Annotated in this window: 7 protein-coding genes; 5 read left to right on the top strand and 2 right to left on the bottom strand. The window is 37.7% G+C overall.

Going from position 1 to position 7,520, the window contains the following annotated elements; translation table 11 throughout:
- Positions 1–334: 334 nt before the first annotated feature.
- Positions 335–1,513, bottom strand: coding sequence for a 5-methyltetrahydropteroyltriglutamate--homocysteine methyltransferase (locus B9P78_RS08800; RefSeq protein WP_094519077.1), 1,179 nt, complete (start codon positions 1,511–1,513; stop codon positions 335–337).
- A 156-nt stretch (positions 1,514–1,669) separates the two neighbouring features.
- Here B9P78_RS08800 and B9P78_RS08795 point away from each other — a divergent pair, with 156 nt between their 5' ends.
- From B9P78_RS08795 to rpsI, 5 genes are all read left to right on the top strand, one after another.
- Positions 1,670–2,581: a LysR family transcriptional regulator gene (locus tag B9P78_RS08795; protein WP_094519076.1), complete on the top strand. Its 912-nt coding sequence runs from the start codon at positions 1,670–1,672 to the stop codon at positions 2,579–2,581.
- An 88-nt stretch (positions 2,582–2,669) separates the two neighbouring features.
- A complete protein-coding gene (locus tag B9P78_RS08790; RefSeq protein WP_094519075.1) occupies positions 2,670–3,323 on the top strand; it encodes a GntR family transcriptional regulator in 654 nt (217 codons plus the stop codon).
- Between the two features lie 340 nt (positions 3,324–3,663).
- On the top strand, positions 3,664–5,310 hold the full coding sequence (locus B9P78_RS08785) for a phosphoenolpyruvate carboxykinase (ATP) (RefSeq protein WP_094519074.1): 1,647 nt from the start codon (positions 3,664–3,666) through the stop codon (positions 5,308–5,310).
- Positions 5,311–5,572: 262 nt separating this feature from the next.
- Positions 5,573–6,016 carry a 50S ribosomal protein L13 gene (gene rplM, locus B9P78_RS08780; protein ID WP_094519073.1) on the top strand — a complete coding sequence of 148 codons (444 nt, stop codon included), beginning with the start codon at positions 5,573–5,575 and terminating at the stop codon, positions 6,014–6,016.
- 13 nt (positions 6,017–6,029) lie between these two features.
- Complete coding sequence (gene rpsI, locus B9P78_RS08775) at positions 6,030–6,422, top strand: 30S ribosomal protein S9 (RefSeq protein WP_094519072.1); 393 nt, start codon at positions 6,030–6,032, stop codon at positions 6,420–6,422.
- A 59-nt stretch (positions 6,423–6,481) separates the two neighbouring features.
- On the opposite strand, the gene B9P78_RS08770 is transcribed toward rpsI, so the two are convergent.
- Positions 6,482–7,399: a site-specific integrase gene (locus tag B9P78_RS08770; RefSeq protein WP_233487851.1), complete on the bottom strand. Its 918-nt coding sequence runs from the start codon at positions 7,397–7,399 to the stop codon at positions 6,482–6,484.
- Positions 7,400–7,520: the final 121 nt, after the last annotated feature.

Raw genomic sequence — 7,520 nt, 5'->3', positions numbered from 1 at the left:
CGTCCGCGGCTTCCTCCGTTGGATCGATGGGGAGCGGAAGAAGGTGATTGACCGTCTCTGTGTGAGGCTGTAGGGTAAAACTTTTATTCAACTTATATATTTAGTGAAATAAATGAATCCTTGCAAAAATAAACTAGACCCCAAGAACTGAGCCTTCTAGCGCCATAAAAAAATATTTCTGGACACGTCGAAACCTAAATATTCCCCTAATATCACCAAGAAAATCCAATTAAATGAATCATTAAGAAGCAAAATGAAAAGGATTGGCCGCAGCCAATCCTTTCTTTATTTAAGTCAGTTGGAGGAAGACCTAAATGTCATTGAAAATATTTGATTATTCACCAAAGTATTTGTAAGCGATGCTTTGGCCTTGTTTGATTTTGTCCCATTGGTTATCAGCAGTTAATTCGTTACCACCGTCACAAGATGCGAAACCACATTGGTGAGATAGGTATAGACGTTCTTTTGGTACATATTTAGTAGCTTCTTCAAGACTACGTAATGCACGTTCTTCGTCATCTAAGTCAGCTGTTTTTGATGATAATAAACCTAAAACAACTTCAACGTCATCATTATCTTTGAAGGCTTCTAAAGCTGAGATATTACCTGCACGTTCGTCATCCCATTCTAGGTAGAAACGGTCATAACGTTGGTTTTTCAAGAAGTAGTTAGCAATTTTGTCGTAGCTACCATCAGCTGCATGGCGAGATGCATAGTTACCACGGCAGTTATGCGTATATACTTTCAAACCTAATTCGTGACCGTAGTCGATAACTGCGTTGTTTAAAGCAACATACGCTTCAGCACTTGCTTCAGCAGCTGCTGCATCCCAGATACCATAAGCACGACGGAATGGAGAGTTAGAAGAGTCTTCTGCATGGATAGTCCATAAACAGTCATCTAATTGGATGATGTCACCACCAGCAGCAACATATTCGTCTAAGAATTCTTTATAAGCCTTGATGATACCTTCACGGAATTCATCAGCAGTTGCATATACGCCTAAGTATGATTTAGGGTTGAAGTTTAATTCTGTGAACATATGTCCTGGAGAAGGGATACATACTTTGACAGCAGAATTAGATTCGTTCAATGCAACTAGACGTTTGTAGTGATCGATGAATGGGTGGTTTTTACCAGAAAGTGGTTCGAAAATTTCAATACCAATATCTTTACGTGTTTCGAAAGGTTTTTCTTCATCATAATCTACGAATACATAACCTTGATCAGCGATGAAACGGCGAACGCCACCAAAGCCCCAGAAGAAGTCTAAATGCCATAAAGATTTAGAATATTCACCATCTGTAATTTCAGGGAAGTCTAAGTCAATTTCTTTTGCGACAACGTCAGCAACTGCTTTGTCTTCAGTTTCTTTGTAGTTGTCAAAGTCGTTGTAGAATGGGTATTGAATATCGTCACGATGTTCAATTTCTGATTTGTAAGCTAATAAATCTTCAGGACGTAATAATGAACCAACTGTTAGGAATCGTTTAGAAGTGTGTGTATGTGTCATGTGTAAAATCTCCTTTGTGCTTGTGTTTTTGTTGTTGTCATTATTATATTTGTCAGGCATAATAATTACAAATAACTATTATATGTGGACTAGCATAGTTTTAAGCTATGTTAAGGTTCGGCAAAAACGAACACAAGCCATGAATGGAGGATTTTCATGCGAATTGAAGACTTACAATACTTTATGAAAGTGGTCGAAGTGGGTAACATGACCCAAGCCGCCAAAGAATTATTTATTTCCCAACCATCTTTATCTAAGGCCATTTCCAATCTCGAAAGTGAAATGGGACTATCCCTATTTCAACGTACAGCAAAGGGCACCTTGCTAACCTTTCAAGGGGAAGAGTTCCTACAATATGCTCGTCAAGTGCTAGAGCAAATTGATTTAATGAACAACCGTTACAAAGAAGGCATTACGGCCAATCGAATATTCTCCATTTCCGCTCAACATTATGCCTTCGTCGTTGATGCCTTCGTAAAGCTTCTTAGCGAAATGGACGCTGATCAATATGAAGCAACCCTAAAAGAAGAGCGGACCTTCGAAGTCTTGGAAGACGTAGCCAATTTGAAATCAGAAATTGGTGTTATCTATAGAAGTAACTACAATCAAAAAGTCCTGGAAGGCGCCTTTCATGAGAAACAGCTCACTTTCACACCACTATTTCGAACGTCGCCTTACGTCTTTATAGACAAACATCATCCCTTAGCGAAAAATGACATCATCACTCTAGAAGAGTTGACTGCCTTTCCGCGCCTATCTTATGAGCAAGGAACCCACAACTCCTTCTACTACTGGGAGGAAATTCTAGCGGATATTCCTGTACCCAAACGCATCATCGTGTCAGACCGGGCAACCTTGTTTAATTTATTGATTGGTTTGAATGGCTACACCATTTCTTCAGGGATTATCAATGATGATTTGAACAGCCCAGATATTATGGCGATTCCCCTTGAATCGGACGAGGTCATAGAGTTGGGTTACTTGACTGCCAACCAGCATCAATTGAGTAAAATTGCCGAAGAATACCTTATTTTACTTGAAGAGTCCATCCAACAATACGCCAAATAAGCCATTTTACCTAAGGTGCATATTTTAAAGTAAACATGTATAATTTCCATGAGAAGACTTTTCTTGAAGAAAGAAGGGAGTATTCAAAGTGAGAGCAAGTAAAACAACTGCGATTTTCCAACAAATAAAGGCAGACATTAATAGTGGTGTCTATAGTATTAATGAAAAATTAGTGGAAGCGGACCTAGCTGCCCAATATGAAACGAGTAGAAATACGATACGTAGCGTCTTATCCTTATTAGAGAAGGATGATTTAGTGATCATTGAACCGCATAAAGGCGCCAAAGTGATATCACTCACCTTAAAAGATATCATCAATTTTATGGATTTAAGAGCGGAAGTTGAGGCTTATATTTTCCGTATTGTCACGCCATCGATTGAGCCAACAGATATTCAAACCATGGAAAAGATATATGCATCTATGGGAGAAAAGATAGAAGATATCGATTTCCAAGAGTATTCAGCGCTAAATCATGCCTTCCATAATGTTGTTTATCAAAAATGTGAGAATACCGCCGCTACAGATTTGGTAAAAGACTTGTCTAGTAAATCATCGAAATATTATGCCAAGACAATTTTGATTCCAGGGCGTATAGAAGCAACTTTAAACGAGCATAAAAATATCTTAGAAGCTGTCAAAGTAAAAGACGGGGACTTGGCTGCAGAGCGAATCAAAGAACACATTCATGGTGTACGTGACACCTTAATTGAACATAATGCCTACTTAAATCAACAAAATTAACGATATACATGAGTGAGAGCGTTTGGGATCAAAATTGACCCAGACGCTCTTTATATTTTTTTAATAAATAAATAAATAATAGACAAATGAATTGAAACCGATTATAACAAATTCATTAGTTATATTGTTCATCAAAATTGTTCAACAATCTTAAAGATAGATTTTTCAGGTGAAAAGATTAAGAGAAATCTCGAAAATAATTTATACTATTTTCTACCATACACCTTTCATCAATGAAACAGGATGGGTTGTTGCAATTGATGGCGGGAAATTCCCATTAAATTGATTACATGATAGGTGCATATTAGCAAGGGCTTATGAGAAGAAGGCGTTATCGAATATGGCAACAATTGAAACATTCCAACGAACAGAATTAAAGAAAACCAATCCCTTATTTACCATGCTGCGGACGACAGTCGAAACAGCTTTTTATGGTAGTAATATGCATGAAATAGCGAATCTAAGCGAAGCTTATGAGTTGGCCAGAACATCTCCAGGTGTCATCGTGACCGACATGCCCGTTCAAGAAACAGCTCAATTAGGGCTACCTGAGGATGCGAAAGTCTTAGTGGAAAATGGTGGCAAAATCGTTGGTCGAACTGCCAAAGCCAGAAGATATGCTGGTGAAGACAAGGAAGAAGACGATAAAATCATGGGCCTTGTCCGTGATGTTATTTTTCAAAATAGAGTTAAAAAATACCACAAGGCCACTGCATATGTCGGCTTAGACGAAGCCTTTATGGTAAAGGCGCATATTGCTTTTCCAAAAGGCTACGAAAACAACCTATACTCTTGGCTTTTAAATTTTCAGTGGGCGAATGATAGCTACAATGACCGTTACACAAAGTCAAAACCATACAGCGAAGGGGATATCTATGTATACGCGGATCCAGACTGGCGTCATCCAGATTATCCAATGGGTTTAGCGTACTTTGAACCAGATCGTAATGTTGCCTGCATCTTGGGGATGCAATACTTTGGTGAATTTAAAAAAGGTACCTTGTCATTGGCTTGGGGGACAGCCCACCGTAATGGCTATGTATCTTGTCATGGTGGCTTGAAAGAGTTTCATTTAGAAGACCGCAAACGTGTCTTTGCCTTCTTCGGTTTATCTGGATCAGGTAAATCAACCTTAACGCATTCAAAACACCATAATAAATACAAAGTGAAAGTCTTGCATGATGATGACTTTATCATCGATTTGGCAGATGGGTCATCAATTGCCTTAGAGCCATCTTACTTCGATAAGACGCAAGACTATCCAGCTGATCATCCTGAACAAGCCTACTTCATGACCGTTCAAAACGTAGGTGTAACCAAAGACGTTGATAATAAGCTAGTATTGGTAACAGAAGATATTCGTAATGGTAACGGACGTACGGTTAAATCACGTTATGCCACACCAAATAGAGTGGATAAGTTGGATTCACCAATTGAGGCCGTGTACTGGATTATGAAGGATGATTCTTTACCACCATTAATTAAAATTGATAACGCTATCCTAGGCGCAACGTTCGGAGCTACCTTAGCAACGAAACGTTCATCTGCAGAAACAGCACGTCAGGGTGAAAAGAGAGATCAATTGGTTATTGAACCATATGCCAATCCGTTCCGTGTTTACCCGCTATTAGAAGACTTCAATGATTTCAAAAAATTATTGGATCGCGAGGGGATTGACTGCTACATTATTAATACTGGTGCCTTTTTAGATAAAGATATTACCAAGGACGTCACCTTAAGCGCCATTGAAAGTATTGTTGATAATACTGCAACATTCAAAGCCTTTGGAACAGGTACAGGTTTAACTTACTTAGAAGTGCCTGGATACGAACCACCAATGGATTCTGCAGCCTACAAATACTTAGTCAAAGTACGGATGCAAATGCGTAAGGATTACTTAGTCAACTTCAATAAAGAAAACCTTGAGTTCCCACTACCGGATGAAGCAATTGAGGCAGTGGATCAAATTCTAAACGCTATTCAATAAAAATTTGAACCTGGGCATGTAGCACCAGCAGCTTCATAAAAAGGCGTATGCAATTATTTTCCAATAATGCCATACGCCTTTTTTATTGGTATCACAAATTATATTATTAAAGTTTAAAAAAAGTGCATAATTTTACATGAATAGGATTGACTTTTTTAGAGTTTGAATGGTACAATGTTATACGGTATTGTTTGCCCCATGATAGGCCCCGGAAACCAATTATGAAATCGAACAATCAGACAAGATAAACGGAGGAAATAAAATGCGTACAACATATATGGCGAAAGCAAGCGAAGTTGAACGTAACTGGGTTGTCCTAGACGCAACAGATATTCCATTGGGACGTATCTCTACAGTTGTGGCAAGCATGTTACGTGGTAAAAATAAACCAACATTCACACCAAACGTAGATACAGGTGACAATGTCATCGTAATCAACGCTGAAAAAGTGAAATTAACTGGTAATAAAGCAACAGATAAAAAATACTACCGTCACTCTGGTTACCCAGGTGGAATCTACGAAACAACTGCAGGTAAATTACGTGATGAAAAACCAGCACGTTTAATTGAAAACTCAGTTCGCGGTATGTTACCAAAAAATTCTTTAGGTCGTACTCAATTTACACATTTACACGTGTATGCAGGTGCAGAACATCCACATGCAGCGCAACAACCTAAACAATTAGACATTAACGAATTAATCTAAGGAGGGAACAGCAATGGCACAAGCTCAATATTCAGCAACAGGTCGTCGTAAAAACTCTACTGCCCGTGTACGCTTAGTACCTGGTACTGGTAACATTGTTTTTAACGGTAAAACTATGGAAGAATACTTACCATACGAATCATTATTTGTAATCGTTAAACAACCTTTAGCAGTAACTCAAACAGAAGGTCAATACGACATCTTCATCAACGTTAACGGTGGTGGCTACGCAGGTCAATCAGGCGCAGCTCGTCACGGTATCTCACGTGCTTTATTAGAAGTTGATCCAGACTTCCGTAAACCATTAAAAGCAGCAGGTCTTTTAACACGTGACCCACGTATGAAAGAACGTAAAAAACCAGGTCTTAAAAAGGCGCGTAAAGCACCTCAATTCTCAAAACGTTAATCAAAATACTGTTATATCAACGATTCAACCATTTTTTTGGTGTCGTTTGGTGTTAATTGTTATGATAAATCGTTTAATAGACTTAAAGCATCAGCATCTTGCTGGTGCTTTTTTTCTGGCATTAATTCAAGATAATAGTTTTGAGTGGTTAGAATTGAATTATGACCAAGTCTTCTAGAGATATAATCAATACTGATATCTTTTGAAAATAGAAAAGATGCATGGGTATCTCTTAGACCATGGAAAGTAGTTTTTGTAATCTCTAACTGTTTTAGTAATTTTTGAAGTTGTTGAGATTGCCTGAAACTATTCCAATCAAAGATATATTCTGATTTACTTTTGGCTAATGTGATAAGAGCGTCATAAACGTCTTTATTAATAGAAATATCACGTTTTGAATGCTTTGTTTTCAATTGAGTATCATTATTAGTGGGACTGATAGAACGTCTAATGTAGATACCAGAATCAAATATGTCTTCTTTTCGTATGCCTAATAATTCACCTCTGCGTGCCCCGGTCTCTAAAGCTAACAACACAAGGACATTGAATTCATCTTCTTGATGATTAATACAGTATTGCCTTAATTTTTTAAACTCGGTGATAGAAAGTGCAATATTCTTTTTGGCTTGTTCTTGTCCCTTTGATTTCAGAAGTGATCCGAAGTCATTTGTAATTAAACCTCTTGCATAAGCATATTTAAGTGAACCTCTGATTTTGAGTACCAGTTCTCTAGTTGTTTTCTTGGAATGTGTTTCAGCGTAGTAATCTAATTTTTTTTGCATGACAATATCATCAAGGTGTTTTAGCTTAATACCTTCAAATAGTGTATCAATAACCGTGATAGTTCGCATGTAATTGATGAATGTAGCTTCACGGACATCATTCTTCTTAACTGTATTTACCCATGTACGATAAAATTCAGTGAATAGGGTATGTAAAGAACAGTTATAAAATGTAGGAAAATGACAATGTAAAATTGTTGGTTTTCCTACATTTTTTATATACTCTTCTTATCCCCTATAGAATTGGAGTGGAATAGGAATGAGAAGAGATATCAGAGAAGGAGTGAAAAAACATATGATTGATGGACATAAAGCC

It is taken from the genome of Aerococcus sp. 1KP-2016 (assembly GCF_002252085.1).
GTDB lineage: Bacteria > Bacillota > Bacilli > Lactobacillales > Aerococcaceae > Aerococcus.
The sequence above is the reverse complement of the archived record's forward strand: the minus strand, read 5'-3'. Positions and strand labels throughout refer to the sequence as shown.

Excerpts from the sequence above, each read along its gene's own strand:
- B9P78_RS08800 (WP_094519077.1), bottom strand. The coding sequence starts at position 1,513 with ATGACACATACACACACTTCTAAACGATTCCTAACAGTTGGTTCATTA.
- B9P78_RS08795 (WP_094519076.1), top strand. The coding sequence starts at position 1,670 with ATGCGAATTGAAGACTTACAATACTTTATGAAAGTGGTCGAAGTGGGT.
- B9P78_RS08785 (WP_094519074.1), top strand. The coding sequence starts at position 3,664 with ATGGCAACAATTGAAACATTCCAACGAACAGAATTAAAGAAAACCAAT.
- rplM (WP_094519073.1), top strand. The coding sequence starts at position 5,573 with ATGCGTACAACATATATGGCGAAAGCAAGCGAAGTTGAACGTAACTGG.
- rpsI (WP_094519072.1), top strand. The coding sequence starts at position 6,030 with ATGGCACAAGCTCAATATTCAGCAACAGGTCGTCGTAAAAACTCTACT.